This window comes from Kitasatospora sp. NPDC085464 (genome assembly GCF_044541955.1).
GTDB lineage: Bacteria > Actinomycetota > Actinomycetes > Streptomycetales > Streptomycetaceae > Kitasatospora.
In genome coordinates this window covers 23,853-42,933 of the sequence record NZ_JBITTM010000062.1, presented here as the reverse complement: position 1 = coordinate 42,933, position 19,081 = coordinate 23,853, and the positions used below count along the sequence as shown (strand labels likewise).

Below are 19,081 nucleotides of genomic sequence, written 5' to 3'. Positions count from 1 at the left end.
CCGCCGAACGGCCGGGGCGGCGCACTCCATGCCGACGGCCGACCAGCCCGCGACGCGGGCTGCCGACCTACGGACGGAGATCCCGTGACCAACCCTGCCCGCCCGCCGCGCGACCGCGGCCCCCGCAGCACCGACCAGTCCCGCAGCAACGCCGGCGGCGACCGCGCGCGCAAGCCGCGCAACCGCAGCGGCGCTCCCCGGAACGGTGCTCCCAAGCAGACCCGGGCCACCGCGCCCGAGGCCGCCGACTTCACCGTCGTCCAGGGCACCCCGGCCCGGCCCCCGGCGGCCACCTTCGCCGAGCTGGACCTGCCCAAGGCGATCCTCTCCGCGCTGACCCGCGAGGGCGTCACCGAGCCGTTCCCGATCCAGGGCGCCACGCTGCCCGACTCGATCGCCGGGCGCGACGTGCTCGGCCGCGGCCGCACCGGCTCCGGCAAGACCCTCGCCTTCGGCCTGCCGCTGCTGGCCCGCACCGCCGGGCGCCGCGCCGTCGCCCGGCACCCGCTGGCGCTCGTCCTGGTCCCCACCCGCGAGCTGGCCCAGCAGGTCACCGAGGCGCTGACCCCGTACGCCACCGCCGTCAACCTGCGGATCACCACCGTCGTCGGCGGCATGTCGATCAACCGGCAGGCCAACGCCGTGCGCCGCGGCACCGAGGTCCTGGTCGCCACCCCGGGCCGGCTGGACGACCTGATCGGGCGCGGCGACGTCAACCTTTCCGACGTGACGATCACCGTCCTGGACGAGGCCGACCAGATGGCCGACATGGGCTTCCTGCCGCAGGTCACCAAGCTGCTGGAGCAGGTCGCCGAGGGCGGGCAGCGGATGCTGTTCTCCGCGACCCTGGACCGCAACGTCGACCGGCTGGTCAAGCGCTTCCTGACCGACCCGGTGACCCACTCGGTCGACCCGTCGGCCGGCGCGGTCACCACCATGGACCACCACGTCCTGCAGCTCGACCAGACCGACAAGGCCTCCGCCACCGCGCACATCGCCTCCCGCGACGGCCGCGTGATCATGTTCGTGCACACCAAGCACGGCGCCGACCGGCTCGCCAAGCAGCTGCTCGCCAACGGCGTGAAGGCGGCCGCCCTGCACGGCGGCAAGTCCCAGCCGCAGCGCAACCGGGTCCTCGACCAGTTCCGCGACGGCCACGTCACCGCGCTGATCGCCACCAACGTCGCCGCGCGCGGCATCCACATCGACGGCCTGGACCTCGTCGTCAACGTCGACCCGCCGATCGACCACAAGGACTACCTGCACCGCGGCGGCCGCACCGCCCGCGCCGGCGAGTCCGGCACGGTCGTCACCCTCGTGCTGCCCGAGCAGCGCCGCGAGGTCAACCGGCTGATGACGGTGGCCGGCATCCGCCCGACCGTCACCAAGATCCGCCCCGGCGACGCCGACCTGGCGCGGATCACCGGCGCCCGCACGCCCAGCGGCGTCCCGGTCACCCTGGCGGTGCCCGTGGTCCAGGCCGCCGGGGCCGCGGCGGGGTCGGCCGACGCGGCCGGCTCGGCGGACGAGAAGCGGGGCTCCAAGGCCGGCGCCCCGCGCCGCCGTCCCGGCAAGCGCTCCGGGCTGCCCACCGACGTCGACATGAACGGCAACCCGCGCCGCCCCCGCCCCAAGCAGCGGATGGGCGCCGCCGCCCAGAACGGCGAGCGTCCGCAGGCGGCCGGCTTCATCGGCCGCTCCGCCGGCCGCGCCAAGCCGGGCAGCGGCTCCAAGTCCGGCTCCAACTACGGGACCGGTCGCCAGCGCCGCAAGGCCGACTGACGCTCCGCACCCGCGTCCCCGACGCTCCGCAGCCGCGCGCCCCGGGACCCCTCGCCACGAGGGGTCCCGGGGCGCGCGGCTGTCGTGCGGCGGCCGTACGCCCTCAGACCGCCGCCACCGCCGGGGTCGGGGCCAGCGCGCGCAGCCGCTCCTGCGTCTCGGCGTCACGCGGGGCCATCACGATCAGCTGCAGGCCCTCGGAGGCCAGCAGCACGTGCTGGTCGATCCGCAGCGCGCCCACCGCCTCGTGGTGGATGACCTTCTCGGCCCCGGAGCGCTCGGCGACCTGGTGCTCGTCCAGCCAGCGGTCCGCCTCCGGGTACTCGCCGCGCACCTGCTGGATCATCCGGGCCAGGTGCCGCCCGACGGCCGTCGCCTCGCCGCCGCGCTCGGCGTAGGCGGAGCGCAGCTGCGCCAGGAAGCGGCGGGCGTGCTCCTCCCAGTGCTCGACCCGGGCCCGGTGCACGGGGTTGCCGAACACCACCCAGGCCAGGTTGCACTCCTCCGGCGGCCGGCCGGTCAGGCCGAACAGCGCGTCCGCGCCGGGGTTCCAGGCCCGGATGTCCCAGTTGGCGTCCATCACGAAGGACGGCGCCGGCCACTGCGCGTGCATCAGCCGCAGCAGCGGGACCGGCACGTCCCCCGGCGCGGCCACCTCGCCGTCCCGCGGGTGGCTGCCGGCCAGCCGGAACAGGTACGCCGTCTCCGCGCGGTCCAGCCGCAGCGTCCGGGCCAGGCTCGCCAGCACCTCCGGGGAGGGGTGGATGTCACGCCCCTGCTCCAGCCACGTGTACCAGGTCACCCCCACCCCGGCGAGCAGCGCCAGCTCCTCCCGGCGCAGCCCCGGCGTGCGCCGCCGCACCCCCGGCGCCAGCCCCACGTCCTTCGGCGCCAGCCGCGCCCGGCGGCTGCGCAGGAAACTCGACAGCGCCGTACGGCGCTCCTGGACGTCCTCCACCTCGACCATCTCCCCCCGTCCTCCCTGGTAGTCGTACTACCGGTATTCCCACGCACTGCTGCGGCCCGCCCGGGCGCGCGAGAGTCGATCACGTCAACGGATCGCACGCGCAGAGGAATTCCGATGAGCAACCGTCAGCACCGTACCGTCCGCCGCACCTTGGCCGCGGTCGCATTCACCGCCCTGCTGGGCACGGCCGGTACACTGCCCGCCGCCGCGTCCGCCGACCGCCCGGCCCCGGCCGTGATCGTCGGCCACGCGCCCACCCTGGTGCCCGAGGCGGGCGCCTGGGACGCCGCCCACCACCGCTTCCTGCTCGGCTCGCTGCGGCACGGCACCGTCTCCGCCGTCGGCACCGACGGGAGCGTGCGCACCCTGGTGCAGGACCCCGCGCTGACCGAGGTCGCCGGCCTGCGGATCGACCCCGTCCACCGCCGGGTCCTGGTCACCGACCTCGACAACGGCGTCGGCGAGCGCAGCAGCGCCGCCACCCTGGGGAGGATCGCCGGGATCGGCGCCTACGACCTGGACACCGGCCGGCGGATCTTCTACACCGACCTCGCCGCCGTCGCCGCCGACGGGAGCGGCCACCTGGCCAACGACATCGCGGTCGGCCCCGACGGCACCGCCTACGTCACCGACTCCTTCGCCCCCGTCGTCTACCGGGTGACGCCGGACGGCACGGCCTCCGTCCTGCTGCGTGACCCGCGGCTGGCCCCCGCCCCGGGTTCGTACGGCCTCAACGGGATCGTCTACCGGGAGGGCCGCCTGGTCCTCGGCAAGTGGGACGACGGCACGCTGTGGCAGGTCCCGCTGTGGAACCCGGCCGGGCTGCGCCGGGTCGAGGTGGCCGGCGGCGGCGCGTCCCTGCTCCACCTGGACGGCCTGCTCGGGCGACCGGACGGCTCCGTCGCGGGCGTCACCAACGCCCTCCTGGGGGCCGGCCGCGACGCCGAGGTCGAGCTGCGCTCGGACGACCACTGGCGCACCGCCCGTCTCACCGCCGTCCGCCCCTCGGTCGACCCCACCCCCACCGCGCTCCTCGACGGCCCGGCGGGCCGCTCCTACCAGCTCTCCGGGGGCCTCGCCGACGCCCTCGCGGGCCACCCGACGGACTCGTTCACCCTCCGGCGGGTCTGACCCGGATCCGGGCCCGGTCGGGGGCCCGGACAGGTGGACCACGGCTCGGCTCCCGCTCGAACGGGGAGTCGAGCCGTGTGCGATCCGGCCGAATCGGCGGCCCGCCCGTCCTGCCCGAACCGGTCCCGGACCGTGTCGTACACCACCTCTCCGTGGGCGAACCGGTGGCGTGATCCGCCACCCCGCCCGTTGACCGTGAACAGGTGGTGCCCGATGCTTTCGCGCGGCCCGCACAAATGTCACACCGCCATCACTCATGCTTCACATGCGGGTCGGCCGGTTCACCCTCTCCCCGGAAGGACCCCCCCGTGCGCCGTACCGCCGCCCTGTTCGCCACCGCCCTGCTCGCCGGAGCCGCCGCGCTCACCGCGCCGAGCGCCGTCGCCGCCGAGAGCGCCACCCCCTCCACCCCGTCCGCGCCGTCCGCCCAGACCGCCGGAGGCTGTTCGGTCGTCAGGACGGGTGCCGGCTTCGTCGGCACCTGTTCGGGCATCGACCCGATGCAGACCTGGCGCGTCGTGGTCTCCTGCCAGGGCTTCGACGCCAACGGGTTCCCCACCTACTCGGGCGCGACCAGCGTCTGGGCCTCCGGCAACGGCAGCGTCGGGGCAGGTTGCTTCTACCCGATGAATCCGACCGGCGGCTGGATCGCCTACGGCCCTGCGGTCCCGGCGGGCCCGGTCGGCCCGATCAGCGGCTACGCGAACAAGTGCGTGGACGTGCGCGGCGGCGTCATGGGCAACGGCATCCCCGTCCAGATCTACGACTGCCTCGGCAACGCCGCCCAGCAGTGGAAGGTCGGCACCGACGGCACCATCCGTGCGCTCGGCAAGTGCCTGGACGTCCAGGGCGGACACACCGGCAACGCCACCCTGGTCCAGACCTACGACTGCAACGGCACCGGCGCCCAGCAGTGGCAGCCCCGCCCCGACGGCTCCATCGTCAACCCGCAGTCCGGCCGCTGCCTGGACGACCTGGGCTTCTCCACCACCAACGGCAACCAGCTGGGCATCTGGGACTGCAACGGCGCCGCCAACCAGAAGTGGAACCTGCCCGTCTGATCCGCACCACCCCGCACCCCCCTGCACCACGGCGCGCGCGGCCCCGGCCGCGCGCGCCGTCAGCGCTTCCGCGCGCCATCACCTGCTTGAGTGAACGCAACTGGCCAGCGCATTGCGTTTGCAACACGCTACGGCTCGTGCATAGTGAGATCTACTGGAACGAGCGGTCCGAGGAGCACATCGCCAGGCATGGTGTGGAGCCGGAAGAGGTCGAGGACGTCGTCTTCACCCGTCCGCACTGGTTCTCGGGCGGCCGGGCCGGCACAACGCTCTGCTACGGCGTGACCCGGTCGGGTCGGTACCTGTTGGTGGTACTGGCGGGCAGCACCACGGTGCCCTCGGCGTGGTACTGCGCCACTGCGCCACTGCGCGTGACATGACGGTTGCCGAACGGCGCCTGTTCTCCAAGCGGACAAGTTGAAGGTGACGGATGACTGACAACGGTGCGGAGCTCGAAGCGATCGCCGAGTACTACGAGACGCACGAGCTGACCGAGGACGAGGTCATGAACGCCGAGCCCGGCGAGTCGCTCCCGGCGGAGTCGGTGATGATCACTACTTCGCTGCGGCTGCCCAAGCCGGTGATGGACGAGGTGCGGCGTCGCGCGAAGGAGCGGGGACTGAAGCCGACCGCCATCATGCGGGAATGGATCGAGGCGGCCATCGCCGACCTGGACGAGCCGGTGCCGCTCAGCGTGATCACCGCCGCGGTGGCCGAGTACCAGCACCGCAAGGCGTCCTGACCGCTCAGGCGATGAGCGCCGGGACGGCTGCCGCCGTGCGGCAGGCCTCGTCGTAGCGCTGCAGCAGGAGGGCGGCCAGCTCGGGGGCCGGGCCCAGGGTGTCGGCCACGACGTCGGCCCCGCCCGCCGCCGCCGCGATCCGGTCCGGCAGCAGGCCCGGGGCGAGCAGGTAGGGGGCGACCGCGGTGCGCTCGGCGCCGGCGGCCCGGAGCGCGGCGAGCGCGTCGGGGACGCGCGGCCCGCCCGCCGAAGCGTAGGCGACCTCGACGCCCGCCCAGCCTCGGGTGCGCCGCCACTCGGCGGCCACCGCGCGGGTCGCGGCGTCCGCGGCCGGGTCGGAGGAGCCCGCCGCAGCCAGCACCACACCGGTACGGGCGCGGACGGCGGCCGAGCGCAGGTCCGGGCCCGCCTCGGCGAGGCGCCGGTCCAGCGCGGCGAGCAGCAGCGGGGAAGGGCCGAGCACGTCCGCGACCGGCAGCCGCGAGCCGGCGGCGCGCAGGGCGGCGGGGACGTCGTGCTTGGCGTGGAACGCCCGGTTCAGCAGCAGCGGCACGGCCACCGCGTCCGCCAGCCGCTCCACCACCTGCGGGATCCGCGGCGCGCAGTGGTCCAGGTACGCGGTGGCGACCTCGACACCGGGCCGCTGCGCCCGCACCTCCCGGACGAGCGCGGCCACGGTCGCGGCGTGGCGCGGGTCGCGGCTGCCGTGGGCGATCAGGAGGAGGGCGGGCATCAGCGTCGCCTCACTTGCCGGTGCCCAGCAGGCCGCGGTTGCGCAGCACCCGGCGCTCGACCGGGGTGAACACCAGCAGCTCGATGGCGATGCCGACGAACAGGATCAGCACGATGCCGAGCAGCACCCCGGACATGTCGGAGAACTCGCGCTGGTCCTCCAGGAACCGGCCCAGGCCCCGGCCCAGGTCGGGGGAGGAGGCGACCAGTTCGGCGGCCATCAGCGAGCGCCAGGAGAACGCCCAGCCCTGCTTGAGCCCGGCCAGGTAGCCCGGCAGCGCGGCCGGGATCAGCACGTGCCGGGCACCCGCCAGCCCGGTGGCGCCGATGGTGCGCCCGGCCCGCAGGAACAGCGGCGGCACCTGGTCGATGCCGGCCACCAGCCCGTTGGCGATGGACGGGACGGCGCCCAGCAGGATCACCGCGTACATCATCGAGTCGTTGATGCCGAGCCAGATGACCGCGGCCGGCACCCAGGCGACCGAGGGCAGCGACTGCAGGCCCTGCAGCACCGGCCCGATCGCGGTGCGCACCGGCCGGACCCGGGCGACCACCAGCCCGATCGGGGTGCCGATCACCACGGCGAGCAGGAAGCCGGACAGCCCGCGCCAGACGCTGGTCCAGATGATCGAGAACAGCGTGCCCTGGTACCAGAGGTCCTGCGCGGAGTGCCACACGTCCGCCGGGCTGGGCAGCTTGTACGAGGAGGTGACGTGCAGGCTGTACGCCCCCTGCCACAGCGCGAGCACCACCAGCACGCCGATCAGCGGCGGCAGCGCCTTGGTCCGCAGCGCCTCGCCGAGCGAGCCGCGCTGCGCCGTGACGGCGTCGAGGGCGTCCAGGCCCGCGCCGACGTCGGCGGTGTCGGCGGTGTCGCCCGCGCCCTTCCGGGCCGCGCCGGTCGGGTCGGTCGGGTCGGTCGGGTCGGTCTTCTCCAGGACGGGGGTGGTGTCAGTGCTGGCCATGGCGACGGATCTCCCCACGCAGTTCTTCGGTGATCTCGATGGACAGGTCGGCGACGCCCGCGGACTCGATGCGGCGCGGCTGTGGCAGGTCGATCCGCCACTCGCGGGCGACCCGGCCGGGGCGGGAGGAGAGCAGCACGACCCGCTGGGCCAGGCGCACCGCCTCGCGCACGTTGTGGGTGACGAAGAGGACGGACAGCTGCCGCTCGGCCCAGATCCGGGTGATCTCGTCGTGCAGCACGTCCCGGGTGATGGCGTCCAGCGCGGCGAACGGCTCGTCCATCAGCAGCACCTTGCTGCCCTGGGCGAGCGCCCGGGCCATCGCCACGCGCTGGCGCATGCCGCCGGACAGCTCGTGCACCCGCTTGCCGTACGCGCCCTTGAGGCGGACGAGTTCGAGCAGGCGCTCGGCCTCGGCTCGGCGCTCGGCGCGCGGCAGGCCGGCCAGCTTGAGGGCGAGTTCGATGTTCTTCCCGGCGGTGAGCCAGGGGAACAGCGCGTGCTCCTGGAACATCAGGGCGGGGCGGCCGCCGGGCACCTCGATGCTGCCGGCGCTGGGCTCGTCGAGGCCGGCGACCAGGTTGAGCAGGGTGGACTTGCCGCAGCCCGAGGCGCCGAGCAGGGTGACGAACTCGCCGGGCGCGACGTCGAGGGTGATGTCGTCGAGGACGTGGGTCCGGGCGCCGGGGCGGCCGAAGGACTTGTGCACGTGCGAGATGCGGACGGCGGGCGCGCCGCCGTGGGCGTCGGCGCCGGTGGCTTCCGCCGAGGTGGTCAGTGCCGGGGTCATCCGTGGCACCTCCTGCGTGAGTGGGCTGCGGGCTGCGGGCTGCGGGTCGGGGCCGTGGCCCGGGCCCCGCCCGTCCCGGTGGGCATCGATCGGGGATCGACCGGGCGGGCGGGGGCCGGACCGCGGAGTCGGGGACGAACGGCCTTTCCGGGAGCGCTACTTGGCGCCGAGCCCGGCGTCCGCCACGGCGGCCTGGCCCTCGGCGGCGAGGACCTTGTTCAGCAGGGTGAGGTCGTAGATGCCGTTCAGGTTGGGCTTCTTGAGGAGCCCGGCGGTGACGGCGTGGTCGGCCTCGGCCTGCAGGGTGTTCGCCAGCGGGTCGTCCAGGAAGTCGATGTCGGCCCAGGCCGGGTCGAGCACGGCCGGCTCCAGGGAGTTCCCGGCCTCCTTCTTGATCGCCTCGTTCACATCGGCCTTGGCCTTGTCGGGGCCGGCCTTGATGAAGGCGTTGGTCTTCACCGAGCCGCGCAGCACGGCCTCCACCACGTCCGGGTGCTCCTTGAGGAACTTCTGCGAGACGATGATGTTGGTGATCACGAACTTCTTGTCCGGCCAGAGGTCCTTCTCGTTGAGCAGGACCTTCGCGCCGAGCGTGACCAGCTTGGAGGCGGTGGGCTCGGGCACCCAGGCGCCGTCCACGGAGCCGGACTTGTAGGCGTCCGGGGTGACCTTGTTGTCGGTGCGCACCACCGAGACGTCGCCCGCGCCGGACGCCGCGTCCACCTTGTAGCCCTTGCCCGCGAGGTAGTTGAGCAGTGCCACGTCCTGGGTGTTGCCGAGCTGCGGGGTGGCGATCTTCTTGCCCTTGAGGTCGTCCAGGGAGGAGACCTTGTCCGGGTTGACCACCAGCTTGACCCCGCCGGACGCCGAACCGCCGATGATCTTCAGCGACTTGCCCTCGGACTTGGTGTAGCCGTTGATCGCGGGGGAGGGACCGATCCAGCCGATGTCGATCGAGCCCGCGTTGAGCGCCTCGATCTCGGCCGGGCCCGCGTTGAAGACCTGGGTCTTGATCTGGGTGGCGCCCAACTCCTTCTGGAAGATGCCCTCCTGGAGGCCGACCAGCGGGGTGCCGTGGGTGAGGTTGGCGAAGTAGCCGATCTTCACGCTGTCGGCGGAGAGCTTCGCGGCGGAGTCGCCGGCGGTGGCCGCCGCGCCGGGCTTGGCGTCGGAGGACTTGTCGGCCTTGGAGCCGTAGCCGCACGCCGACAGCAGGGCCACCGCGGTGAGTCCGGCCGCCGCGGCCGCCGCCGTGCGTCTGATCCGGCCGGCGTTCGGGCGGGCCGGGATATGGGAGGAGGACGGGTTCGGTGCCATGGTGAGTCCTGTTCACGGACGGACCGTCAGGAGGCGGTCCCGGGCGGGAAGTTCGGAAGGTGGTGCGCGCGGCAGCGGAGTGCCGGGGCAAGCCGGGCGGCTGTGGGGGAAGACAGCCCGGTGACAGGGCGTTCTCAGCCCTGTCGGCCCACACATCGGGTCAGGCCGCCCTGGCCGCTGCCGAGGACGCCGCTGCCGATGCGGCCGCCTTCCTTGTCCATGCCCGAGAACGCCTCGCTGGGCATCAGACCCAGTCCTCCTCTTCGGGTGCGTCGGGTGCGTCGTCGCCGCGTACGGTCTCGAAGGCCTCGCCCGCCATGCCGGCGGTGAGGGTCGTCCCGTCCGCCGGGTCGATCAGCAGGAACGAGCCGGTGCGGCGGTTGGCGGAGTAGGTGTCCAGCGCCAGCGGCTCGGCGGTGCGCAGCCGCACGTGGCCGATGTCGTTGACGGTCAACCCCTCGGCGCCGCTGCGCCGTTCCAGCGTGTCGATGTCGATCCGGTAGGAGACCTCCTTGACCAGCGCGCGCACCGTGCGGGTGGTGTGCTTGAGCAGCACCTTGTCCCCGGCGCGCAGCGGCCGCTCGTTGAGGTGGCTGACGGTCGCCTCGATGTCCTTGGTCGGCGCGGGCGCCGGCCCGGCGGCGAGGAGGTCGCCGCGGGAGATGTCGAGGTCGTCGGTGAGCCGGACGGTGACGGACTGCGGAGCCCAGGCGATGTCGGTCTCCCGGCCGAGCGCGTCGATCCCGGCGACGGTGCTGGTCAGGCCGGACGGCAGGACGGTGACCGGGTCGCCGACGCGCAGCACGCCGGAGGCCAACTGGCCCGCGTAGCCGCGGTAGTCGGGGTACTCCTCGGTCTGCGGGCGGATCACGTACTGGACGGGGAAGCGGGCCGGCTCGGCGCTCGGGTCGCTGCCGACCGGCACCGTCTCCAGGTGTTCGAGCAGGGTCGGGCCCCCGTACCAGTCCATGTGCGCGGACGGCTCGACGACGTTGTCCCCGGCGAGGGCCGAGATCGGCACCGCCAGCACGTCCTCGACGCCGAGCGAGGCCGCGTAGGCGCTGAACTCGGCGGCGATCGCGGCGAACACCGGCTCGGCGTAGCCGACCAGGTCCATCTTGTTGACGGCCAGCACCACGTGCGGCACCCGCAGCAGGGCGGCGACGGCGGCGTGCCGGCGGGTCTGCTCGACCACGCCGTTGCGGGCGTCGACCAGGACGACGGCGAGCTCGGCGGTGGAGGCGCCGGTGACCATGTTGCGGGTGTACTGCACGTGCCCGGGGGTGTCGGCGAGGATGAACCGCCGCCGGGGGGTGGCGAAGTAGCGGTAGGCGACGTCGATGGTGATGCCCTGCTCACGCTCGGCACGCAGGCCGTCGGTGAGCAGCGCGAGGTCGGGCGCGTCCTGGCCGCGGCTGCGCGAGGCGTGCTCGACCGCCTCCAGCTGGTCGGCGAGCACCGACTTGGAGTCGTGCAGCAGGCGCCCGACCAGGGTGGACTTGCCGTCGTCCACGGATCCGGCGGTGGCGAAGCGCAGCAGCGAGGTGGCGGTGGTCTCGATGGTCGTGCTCATTAGAAGTACCCCTCGCGCTTGCGGTCTTCCATCGCGGCCTCGGACAGCTTGTCGTCGGCGCGGGTGGCGCCGCGCTCGGTGAGGCGGCTGGCGGCGATCTCGGCGATCACGGCCTGGATGGTGGTGGCGTCGGAGTCGACGGCCCCGGTGCAGGACATGTCGCCGACGGTGCGGTAGCGGATCAGCCGCCGCTGGACCGGCTCGCCGTCCTTGGGGCCGCCCCACTCGCCGGCGGTCAGCCACATGCCGCTGCGGGCGAAGACGTCGCGCTCGTGGGCGTAGTAGATCTCCGGGAGCTCGATGCCCTCGCGCTCGATGTACTGCCAGACGTCCAGCTCGGTCCAGTTGGACAGCGGGAACACCCGCACGTGCTCGCCGACGGCGTGCCGGCCGTTGTACAGCGACCACAGCTCGGGGCGCTGGCGGCGCGGGTCCCAGGCGCCGAACTCGTCGCGCAGCGAGAAGACGCGCTCCTTGGCGCGGGCCTTCTCCTCGTCGCGGCGGCCGCCGCCGAACACGGCGTCGAAGCGGTTCTGCTCGATGGCGTCCAGCAGCGGGACGGTCTGCAGCGGGTTGCGGGTGCCGTCCGGGCGCTCGCGCAGCACGCCGCGGTCGATGAAGTCCTGGACGTGGGCGACGTGCAGGCGCAGGTTGTGCTCGGCCACGACGCGGTCGCGGTAGGCGATGACCTCGGGGAAGTTGTGCCCGGTGTCGACGTGCAGCAGGGAGAAGGGCACCGGCGCGGGGTGGAAGGCCTTGAGCGCCAGGTGCAGCATGACGATGGAGTCCTTGCCGCCGGAGAAGAGGATCACCGGGCGCTCGAACTCCCCCGCGACCTCGCGGAAGATGTGCACCGACTCGGCCTCCAGCGCGTCCAGGTGGGACAGCGCGAAGGGGTTGTCCTCGGTGCGGACGAGACTGTCGGTCGCGGTGGTCATGCGAGTCCCCTCTCGGTCAGGAAGGCGTGCAGCTCGGCGGCGGAGTCGGCGACCTCGCGGCCCTGCGTCTGGATCCGCAACTCCGGTCGCTCCGGGGCTTCGTACGGGTCGTCCACACCGGTGAGACCGGAGATCTCGCCGGCCGCCTGCTTGGCGTACAGGCCCTTGACGTCGCGCTCGGCGCACAGCTCGACCGGGGTGGCGACGTGGATCTCCAGGAACGCGGTGCCGGCCGCGGCGTGCCGCTCGCGCACGGCGGCGCGGGAGTCGGCGAACGGGGCGATCACCGGGGCGAGCACCTTGACGCCGTTCGCGGCGAGCTTCTCGGCGACGAAGCCGATCCGGGTGACGTTGGTGTGCCGGTCCTCGCGGGAGAAGCCGAGGCCCTTGGAGAGGAACTCGCGGATCTCGTCGCCGTCCAGGACCTCGACCTTGTGGCCCTCGGCGCGCAGCCGCTCGGCGAGGGCGAAGGCCAGCGTGGTCTTGCCCGCGCTGGGCAGCCCGGTCAGCCACACGGTGGCGCCGCGCTCGCAGGGGGCGGCCGCGGGGGCCGCCTCTGCGGCTCCGTCGGCGGCCAGAGTGTCTGCTGTCACGGTTGCTTCCTTACGCGAGAATCGACAGTTTTCGTCAGGGATGGATGCCGGGGTGGATGTCGCTGGTCAGAGGTGGATGCCGCACTCGGTCTTGCCGGAGCCGGACCAGCGGCCGGCCCGGGCGTCCTCGCCCTCGGCGGGCTTGCGGGTGCAGGACGGCGGCGAGCAGCCGACCGAGGTGTAGCCCTCCCACAGCAGCGGGTTGAGCAGCACGCCGTTCGCGGCGACGTAGGCGTCCACGTCCTCCTGCGTCCACCGGGCGATCGGTGCGATCTTGACCTTGCGGCGCTTCGGGTCCCAGGCGACCACCGGGGTGTTCGCCCGGGTCGGCGACTCGTCGCGGCGCAGCCCGGTGGCCCAGGCGTCGTAGCCGCCGAGGCCGCGGTTGAGCGGCTCGACCTTGCGCAGCGAGCAGCAGAGGTCCGGGTCGCGGTCGTGCAGGTTCGGCCCGTGCTCGGCGTCCTGCTCGGCCACGGTCCGCAGCGGGGTGAGCGTGATGACGTTGACCGGCATGGTCGCGGCGACCGCGTCCCGGGTGCCGATGGTCTCGGGGAAGTGGTAGCCGGTGTCCAGGAACACCACGTCCACGCCGGGGAGCACCGAGGAGGCGAGGTGGGCGACGACCGCGTCCTCCATGGAGGAGGTGACGCAGAACCGCTTGCCGAAGGTGTCGGCGGCCCACTGCAGGATCTCCTGCGGGGTCGCCTCCTCCAGCTCGCGGCTGGCTCGGACGGCTGCCGCCTCGTGGTCAGTCGCGGTGCTGCTCATGGGACGTCCCCCCGTGGTCGGTCGGTGCCAGCAGGCCGAGGAACTTCAGCTGGAAGGCGCGGCGGCAGGCGTGGCACTCCCAGGCGCCGTGCCCGGCCTCGGACGGGCGCAGGTCCTCGTCCCCGCAGTAGGGGCAGAAGAAGGGTGCGGCTCGCTCACTCATCGCCCACCTCGCTGCGCTCGGCGTTCGCTTCGCGAACGACGTCCTGCTCGATCGGTTCTCTTGCTGAGCTGGTTCACGACAGCTGCTCCTCGCTCGCCCGGGCCGCCCACTGGGCGAAGCGCTCGCCGTCGGTGCGGTCGGCCTGGTAGCGGGTCAGCAGGCGCTCGACGTAGTCGGGCAGGCCGGCGCTGGTGACCTTGAGGCCGCGGACCTTGCGGCCGAAGCCGGCCTCCAGGCCGAGCGCGCCGCCCAGGTGCACCTGGTAGCCCTCGACCTGCTCGCCGTTCTCGTCGGTGACGAGCTGGCCCTTGAGGCCGATGTCGGCGACCTGGATGCGGGCGCAGGCGTTCGGGCAGCCGTTGATGTTGATGGTCAGCGGCTCGGCGAACTCCGGCAGGCGCTGCTCCAGTTCGTCGATGAGCGTGCGGCCGCGCTCCTTGGTCTCGACGATGGCGAGCTTGCAGAACTCGATGCCGGTGCAGGCCATCGTGCCGCGGCGGAACGGCGACGGGGTGACCCGCAGGTCGAGCGCCTCCAGGCCGGCGACCACCGACTCGACGTGCTCCTCGGCGATGTCGAGGATCAGCATCTTCTGCTCGGCGGTGGTGCGCAGCCGGTCGCTGCCGTGGGCGGCGGCGAGGTCGGCGACCTCGCCGAGCAGCTTGCCGTCGACCCGGCCGACGCGCGGCGCGAAGCCGATGTAGAACCTGCCGTCCTTCTGCTTGTGGACGCCGACGTGGTCGCGCCAGCGGGCGGCGGGCTCGGCGGGGGCGGGACCGTCGACCAGCCGGTACTTGAGGTACTCGTCCTCCAGCACCCGGCGGAACTTCTCCACGCCCCAGTCGGCGACCAGGAACTTCAGCCGGGCGCGGTTGCGCAGGCGGCGGTAGCCGTAGTCGCGGAAGATGCCGATGACGCCGCCGTAGACGTCCGCCACCTCGTCCAGCGGCACCCAGGCGCCCAGCCGCACACCGAGCTTGGGGTTGGTGGACAGGCCGCCGCCGACCCACAGGTCGAAGCCCGGGCCGTGCTCGGGGTGGACGACGCCGACGAAGGCGACGTCGTTGATCTCGTGCGCGACGTCCAGCTGCGGGGAGCCGGAGACCGCGGACTTGAACTTGCGCGGCAGGTTGGAGAAGTCCTTGTTGCCGATGAAGCGGCGCTGGATCTCCTCGATGGCGGGCGTGCCGTCGATGATCTCGTCCTCGGCGACGCCGGCGACCGGGGAGCCGAGGATGACGCGCGGGGTGTCGCCGCAGGCCTCGGTGGTGGACAGGCCGACGGCCTCCAGCTTCTGCCAGATCGCGGGGACGTCCTCGATCCGGATCCAGTGGTACTGGATGTTCTGACGGTCGGTCAGGTCGGCGGTGCCGCGCGCGTACTGCTCGGAGACCTCGGCGACCGCCCGCAGCTGGGCGACGGTCAGCCGGCCGCCGTCGATGCGGACCCGGAGCATGAAGTACTCGGCGTCCAGCTCGTGCGGGTCGAGGATCGCGGTCTTCCCGCCGTCGATGCCCTCCTTGCGCTGGGTGTAGAGGCCCCACCAGCGCATCCGGCCGCGCAGGTCGGCGGGGTCGATCGAGTCGAAGCCGCGGTGCGCGTAGATCGTCTCAATGCGTGTCCGCACATTGAGACCGTCGTCGTCCTTCTTGAACTGCTCGTTGGCGTTGAGGGGAGTGTGGTGGCCCATGCCCCACTGGCCCTCGCCGCGGTGGCGGGTCACCTTGCGGGCCGCGGCGGGGCGGCGCGCAGCGGGGCTGTCGGCCGTGGGCTCGACGGTCTCGGGGGAGGTGGCCATGGTGAAGTCCTTCGGGGCAGGTGGCGCTGGCGCCGGGTGGGTCGCGGGGCGTGCTCAGCCGTGCGGTGCTGCTCTGACCTGCGGGTTTATCAAGGCCGGGAAGACAGTGACCGAGGCGGGCGGGCGCCTGCGCATCCGCTGCAGCGGGGATGGCGGGAACGGGTGGCGCCGGGTGCGGTGGTGCGGCGGGGTGGGCTCAGGTCACCGGACAGATGGCGCTGGACACGCGAAGGAGATCGACGTGGAGTCGACCTACCAGGGTGGTTCCGGCGCTAGACATGGCAAGAGATTCGCACGGCGCATGACTCGCGGTCCACTAACATCCAAATGGTGGACGCTGAGGTTTCGTCATATGGGACGGCTGGAGGTTCCCGCCGCTCGCGGCCCGGTGTCCGTCCGGGCGCCCGCACCCCGGGGGAGATCAACCGGAGCGCCCCGGCCCGATACCGTTAGGCCTGTGCAAGCAGCAGGCGATACGAGCAGACCGAACCCCGAGTCGCGGCCCTCCCGGCGCCGGGGCAAGGGATCCCGGCGCGCGGCCAAACAGGCCACCTGGCGCCGCACCGCGTGGGAGCTGGTCAGGGACACCACCAACACCTGCGTCGAGTACCGGGTCACCGGCCTCGCCGCGGAGGCGGCCTTCTTCACCCTGCTGTCGATCCCACCGCTGCTGCTCGGCCTCGCCGCCACCCTCGGCTACCTCGACGAGTTCCTCGGCGCGGGCACGATCGACCGGCTCAAGCACGACATCGTCTCGGCCTCCGGGACGGTGCTGTCGGACTCCTCGGTCAACGAGGTCGTCAAACCGCTGCTCAGCCAGGTCTTCGACCACACCCGGCCGGACCTCATCTCGATCGGCTTCCTGCTGTCGCTGTGGTCCGGCTCCAGGGCCCTCTACATTTTCATCGACACCATCACCGTCATGTACGGGCTCGACGGCAAGCGGGGCATTGTCAAGACCCGGCTGATGTCCCTCGGCCTCTACCTCGGCGCGCTGGTGATCGGCTCCCTGGTGCTGCCGCTGCTGATGGCCGGGCCCGGACTGGTGGAGAACGCCGTGCCCGGGGTCGCCGGGCTGGTCGGCGCCGCGTACTGGCCGGTCGCCATCGTGCTGCTGATCGTCTCGCTCACCACCCTGTACCACCTGGCCGTCCCGGTCTCGACGCCGTGGCGCGAGGACATCCCCGGCGCCCTGGTCGCCCTGGTGGTGCTGGTCTTCTGCAGCGTCGGCCTGCGGCTCTACCTGGTCAGCTCGGTCGAGGGCCCCTCGGTGTACGGCTCGCTGGCGGCGCCGGTCGCCGTGCTGCTGTGGATCTTCGTGGTGGCCCTCGCGGTGCTCATCGGCGCCGCCATGAACGCCGCGATAGACCGGCGCTGGCCCACCCTGGAGACCGCCGACGCCCGCGCCGAGAACGAGCGGGCCCACGAGGAGGCGGCCGCCGCGGTGGTCCGCGAGGTCGCCGCCCGGCGGGCCGTCGAACGGGCCCGGCGCGCCCGCGAACTCGGGCTCGCCGAGGGCGCCGAGGAGGAGTGGGGCGAGGACGAGGGCGATGACGTCGACGTGCCCTCCGAGTACCCGGAGCGGTGGGCCGACGTGCTGGCCGCCGACAACGTGCGCGGCCGGCTCACCGCCCGCGGCGGGCCGCACCACCGGCCCGCCCCGCCGCCGCCGGACAGCGACCGGCCGTCCGGGCCGCCGCCGACGCCGGGGGCGGGGCCGTCCGGGCCGCCGGAACCCCTCGGACCGCCGGGGCAGCAGGTGCCGGGGTACCCGCCGCGTCCGCCGCGTCCGCCGTGGGAGCAGCGGTAGGAGGGGGCGGGCCGCGGCGTACGGGTGCGATGACGGACTGACGGACAGGGCCTCTCCCGCGGGTGCGGGGGAGGCCCTGTGTCGTGTCCGGGGTTCGCCGCTCCGTGGGGGGCGTCGGGCCGTGGGTCCGTCGGTCCGCGGGCCGGTCGGTCAGGTGGTGGGGTTCCGGGCGTCGCCGTACTGCGGTGCGGCGGGGGTGTGGCCGTACCGGGGGCGCAGCTCGGTCCGCGCGGCGGAGGGGTCGGCGCCGCCCGGCGTGCCGGAGCGTGGGTCGGTCGGGCCCGCGGCTGCCGGGTTCGGGGCTGCGTGGGTCGGGGCCCCCGGGTTCGGGGCGGCCGGGTTCGGGGTCGCCGGGGTGGGCGTCGGGCTCGCGGGCGTCCGGTCCGGGGACGTCCGGTCCGGGGACGTCCGGTCCGGGGACGTACGGTCCGGGGCGGTCGGGGCGGCCGCCGCCGGTGCCGCGTGGGCCGGGAGCGGCTCGGGGGAGGGCTGGGCCGGTTCCAGGGCGGTGCGCCCGGAGGAGTCGCTCAGCTTGATCAGCAGTGCGATCATCAGCCAGTTCGCCAGCAGGGAGGAACCGCCGGCGGCCAGGAAGGGCAGCGCCTTGCCGGTCAGCGGGACCAGCCCGCTCACCCCGCCGACGACCACGAAGATCTGCAGCGCCAGCGCCGCCGACAGGCCGGTGGCCAGCAGCTTGCCGAACGGGTCGGTCAGGCCGACCGCGGTGCGCAGTCCCCGCTGGATCAGCAGCACGTACACCAGCAGGATCGCCGTCACCCCGGCCAGGCCCAGCTCCTCGCCGATGGTGGTGAAGATGAAGTCGCTGCGCCCGGCGAAGCCGATCAGCCAGGGCCGGCCCGAGCCCAGGCCCGTCCCGGTCAGGTGCCCGGTGCCCAGGCTGAACAGGGCCTCGGCGGGCTGCTCGGAGATCGCCTTGTCGTGCACCGGCTTGTAGTAGTCGAGCGGGTGCAGCCAGGCCTCGACGCGGCCGTGCACGTGCGGCTCCACCGTGCCGACCACCGCCGCGCCGCCGACCGCCATCAGCAGGCCGAGCACCACCCAGCTGGTGCGCTCGGTCGCCACGTACAGCATCACGATGAAGACGCCGAAGAAGATCAGCGAGGTGCCCAGGTCACGCTCGAAGATCAGCACCAGCAGGCTGACCACCCAGATCGCCAGCACCGGCCCGGCGTGCCGGCCGCGCGGCAGGGTCAGCCCCCAGATCTTGCGGCCGGCCAGCGCGAGCGCGTCCCGGGAGGCCATCAGGTAGCCCGCGAAGAAGATCGTGATCGCGACCTTCACGAACTCGTCCGGCTCGAAGGAGAGCCCGAACAGCCGGATCCAGCGTTTGGCGCCGAAGCTGTCGCTGGGCGAGGCCACCGGCGCCGCCAGCAGGATCAGCGCGCCCGCCATCAGCAGGTAGACGTAGCGCTGGAAGAACCGGTGGTGCTTGACCAGCACGATCAGCGCGATCGCCACCGCCACCGAGATGAACACCCACATCAGCTGGGAGGGCGCGGCCGGGAGCTTCTGGTAGTCGCCCTTGGCGCTGTGCGCGGCCTTGTAGCTGATGTCCAGCCGGTCCAGCAGCACCAGGCCGAAGCCGGTCAGGAAGACCCCCAACGGCAGGATCAGCGGGTCCGCGTACGGTGCGAACCGGCGCACCGCCAGGTGCGCCGCCCCGGCGAGCGCCCCCAGTGACAGGCCGTGCACCAGCAGTCCGGGCGGCAACGAGCCGGTCAGTGCCAGATCGGCCTCGACGTGTCCCGCCAGACAGACGGCCACCGCGAGCGCCAGCAGGCCCAGCTCGATGTTGCGGTGGCGCGCGGCCAGCCGGCGGCCCTCGCCGCGTGCAGTGCTTCGCACCTCTTGTCGTCCCCTTGTCACCCACGTGGCGGGTCTCGCCGACCGGCATCCTGCCAGACGTTTGTGTCGTGGCCGCGGTTGCGAG

General features: G+C 73.3%; 19 protein-coding genes. 6 read left to right on the top strand and 13 right to left on the bottom strand.

Annotation, left to right across the window (positions count from 1 at the left end; translation table 11 throughout):
• The first annotated feature begins 84 nt into the window (after window positions 1–84).
• Window positions 85–1,782, top strand: coding sequence for a DEAD/DEAH box helicase (locus ACIGG8_RS37355; protein WP_396553057.1), 1,698 nt, complete (start codon window positions 85–87; stop codon window positions 1,780–1,782).
• Between the two features lie 103 nt (window positions 1,783–1,885).
• On the opposite strand, the gene ACIGG8_RS37350 is transcribed toward ACIGG8_RS37355, so the two are convergent.
• The gene (locus tag ACIGG8_RS37350; protein WP_396553056.1) at window positions 1,886–2,749 is read right to left on the bottom strand and encodes a helix-turn-helix transcriptional regulator; all 864 of its coding nucleotides are present in this window, start codon (window positions 2,747–2,749) and stop codon (window positions 1,886–1,888) included.
• A gap of 114 nt (window positions 2,750–2,863) precedes the next feature.
• On the opposite strand from ACIGG8_RS37350, the gene ACIGG8_RS37345 reads away from it, so the two are divergent.
• From ACIGG8_RS37345 to ACIGG8_RS37330, 4 genes are all read left to right on the top strand, one after another.
• Window positions 2,864–3,880: a hypothetical protein gene (locus ACIGG8_RS37345; protein ID WP_396553055.1), complete on the top strand. Its 1,017-nt coding sequence runs from the start codon at window positions 2,864–2,866 to the stop codon at window positions 3,878–3,880.
• 308 nt (window positions 3,881–4,188) lie between these two features.
• Window positions 4,189–4,941: a ricin-type beta-trefoil lectin domain protein gene (locus tag ACIGG8_RS37340; protein ID WP_396553054.1), complete on the top strand. Its 753-nt coding sequence runs from the start codon at window positions 4,189–4,191 to the stop codon at window positions 4,939–4,941.
• A 137-nt stretch (window positions 4,942–5,078) separates the two neighbouring features.
• Entirely contained in the window at window positions 5,079–5,321 is a 243-nt protein-coding gene (locus tag ACIGG8_RS37335) for a hypothetical protein (protein ID WP_396553053.1), read from the top strand.
• A 50-nt stretch (window positions 5,322–5,371) separates the two neighbouring features.
• Window positions 5,372–5,683: a hypothetical protein gene (locus tag ACIGG8_RS37330; RefSeq protein ID WP_396553052.1), complete on the top strand. Its 312-nt coding sequence runs from the start codon at window positions 5,372–5,374 to the stop codon at window positions 5,681–5,683.
• A 4-nt stretch (window positions 5,684–5,687) separates the two neighbouring features.
• Here ACIGG8_RS37330 and ACIGG8_RS37325 read toward each other — a convergent pair whose 3' ends face one another.
• From ACIGG8_RS37325 to ACIGG8_RS37275, 11 genes are all read right to left on the bottom strand, one after another.
• Window positions 5,688–6,416 carry a sirohydrochlorin chelatase gene (locus tag ACIGG8_RS37325; RefSeq protein ID WP_396553051.1) on the bottom strand — a complete coding sequence of 243 codons (729 nt, stop codon included), beginning with the start codon at window positions 6,414–6,416 and terminating at the stop codon, window positions 5,688–5,690.
• Window positions 6,417–6,426: 10 nt separating this feature from the next.
• Window positions 6,427–7,380, bottom strand: coding sequence for an ABC transporter permease (locus ACIGG8_RS37320; RefSeq protein ID WP_396553050.1), 954 nt, complete (start codon window positions 7,378–7,380; stop codon window positions 6,427–6,429).
• Entirely contained in the window at window positions 7,367–8,170 is an 804-nt protein-coding gene (locus tag ACIGG8_RS37315; protein ID WP_396553049.1) for an ABC transporter ATP-binding protein, read from the bottom strand. Before ACIGG8_RS37315 ends, ACIGG8_RS37320 begins: the two co-directional genes overlap by 14 nt.
• 156 nt (window positions 8,171–8,326) lie before the next feature.
• Entirely contained in the window at window positions 8,327–9,487 is a 1,161-nt protein-coding gene (locus tag ACIGG8_RS37310; protein WP_396553048.1) for an aliphatic sulfonate ABC transporter substrate-binding protein, read from the bottom strand.
• Between the two features lie 244 nt (window positions 9,488–9,731).
• The gene (locus ACIGG8_RS37305) at window positions 9,732–11,060 is read right to left on the bottom strand and encodes a sulfate adenylyltransferase subunit 1 (protein ID WP_396553047.1); all 1,329 of its coding nucleotides are present in this window, start codon (window positions 11,058–11,060) and stop codon (window positions 9,732–9,734) included.
• Window positions 11,060–11,998, bottom strand: coding sequence for a sulfate adenylyltransferase subunit CysD (cysD, locus tag ACIGG8_RS37300; RefSeq protein ID WP_350523594.1), 939 nt, complete (start codon window positions 11,996–11,998; stop codon window positions 11,060–11,062). Before cysD ends, ACIGG8_RS37305 begins: the two co-directional genes overlap by 1 nt.
• Window positions 11,995–12,576 carry an adenylyl-sulfate kinase gene (cysC, locus tag ACIGG8_RS37295; protein ID WP_350523635.1) on the bottom strand — a complete coding sequence of 194 codons (582 nt, stop codon included), beginning with the start codon at window positions 12,574–12,576 and terminating at the stop codon, window positions 11,995–11,997. The genes cysD and cysC overlap by 4 nt, the downstream gene beginning before the upstream one ends.
• Window positions 12,577–12,657: 81 nt before the next feature.
• Window positions 12,658–13,359: a phosphoadenylyl-sulfate reductase gene (locus tag ACIGG8_RS37290; RefSeq protein ID WP_396553046.1), complete on the bottom strand. Its 702-nt coding sequence runs from the start codon at window positions 13,357–13,359 to the stop codon at window positions 12,658–12,660.
• Window positions 13,340–13,522: a hypothetical protein gene (locus ACIGG8_RS37285; RefSeq protein WP_350523596.1), complete on the bottom strand. Its 183-nt coding sequence runs from the start codon at window positions 13,520–13,522 to the stop codon at window positions 13,340–13,342. The genes ACIGG8_RS37290 and ACIGG8_RS37285 overlap by 20 nt, the downstream gene beginning before the upstream one ends.
• 73 nt (window positions 13,523–13,595) lie before the next feature.
• Window positions 13,596–15,320 (bottom strand): nitrite/sulfite reductase, encoded by a 1,725-nt coding sequence (locus ACIGG8_RS37280; protein WP_350523597.1) that lies wholly within the window; start codon window positions 15,318–15,320, stop codon window positions 13,596–13,598.
• A 196-nt stretch (window positions 15,321–15,516) separates the two neighbouring features.
• Complete coding sequence (locus tag ACIGG8_RS37275) at window positions 15,517–15,600, bottom strand: putative leader peptide (protein ID WP_318264789.1); 84 nt, start codon at window positions 15,598–15,600, stop codon at window positions 15,517–15,519.
• Window positions 15,601–15,777: 177 nt separating this feature from the next.
• Between ACIGG8_RS37275 and ACIGG8_RS37270 the strand changes: the two genes are divergently transcribed.
• Entirely contained in the window at window positions 15,778–17,130 is a 1,353-nt protein-coding gene (locus ACIGG8_RS37270; RefSeq protein WP_396553045.1) for a YihY/virulence factor BrkB family protein, read from the top strand.
• Between the two features lie 150 nt (window positions 17,131–17,280).
• Here ACIGG8_RS37270 and ACIGG8_RS37265 read toward each other — a convergent pair whose 3' ends face one another.
• Window positions 17,281–18,996, bottom strand: coding sequence for an FtsW/RodA/SpoVE family cell cycle protein (locus ACIGG8_RS37265; RefSeq protein WP_396553044.1), 1,716 nt, complete (start codon window positions 18,994–18,996; stop codon window positions 17,281–17,283).
• Window positions 18,997–19,081 lie beyond the last annotated feature (85 nt).